Below are 607 nucleotides of genomic sequence, written 5' to 3' on the forward strand. Positions count from 1 at the left end.
TTCTCCACAACCTTCACACTTTGTCTGCTGCTCACGAGTGGGGTAAAAGTTCACCCATGCCTCTTTGGTAGATGAAGCCAGAGTACTGGTTACAGCACTGGACAGCTCCTGAGTTTTCAGCCCTCCTTTAATCTCCAGGAAGGAAATACCCGGATGCTCGTTAATGTAGACATCAATCTTGAAATCTGCCACAGTCTGCATTGGTTGAGCGTTGATTTGTAACTGGTATTTGCCAAGCCGTCTCTTCAGCAGCTCTTCATAGGTGAGTTCAAAGGTCACCTTACTGAAAGCTGCCACCGTCACTGAGGTTTTGAAGTCCTCCAGAGTCCGTCCTACTGAGCTGACAATCCCGGCACTTTCTCCTCGAGACACTGCTTGACTGTACTGTTGTTGTGCCGCTTCTTTCTGCTTCACAACTCCATCATACGTCTTTCCCTCTATGGTCATCCTGAATTTGCTGATGAAAGCATTCTTTGGTATCTTGACCTCAAAATGAACTTCTTTGGACTCACTGAGCCGGTTCGCCACACGACTTGTGATGACAGTGATGGCATATCGGCTGTTTACGGTAGAATTGATGTGGAAGCTGTAGATATCAACATCACGT

Annotated in this window: 1 protein-coding gene; it reads right to left on the reverse strand. The window is 47.0% G+C overall.

All coding sequences use genetic code 11. The annotated features are described in order from the left end of the window. Window positions 1-594, reverse strand: a 594-nt coding sequence (locus GFJ41_RS20980; RefSeq protein ID WP_500048758.1) for a VIT domain-containing protein, incomplete at its 3' end; no start/stop codon positions are given. Window positions 595-607: the final 13 nt, after the last annotated feature.

Source organism: Paraclostridium dentum, from assembly GCF_012922555.1.
In the GTDB taxonomy this organism is placed as follows: domain Bacteria; phylum Bacillota; class Clostridia; order Peptostreptococcales; family Peptostreptococcaceae; genus Paraclostridium; species Paraclostridium dentum.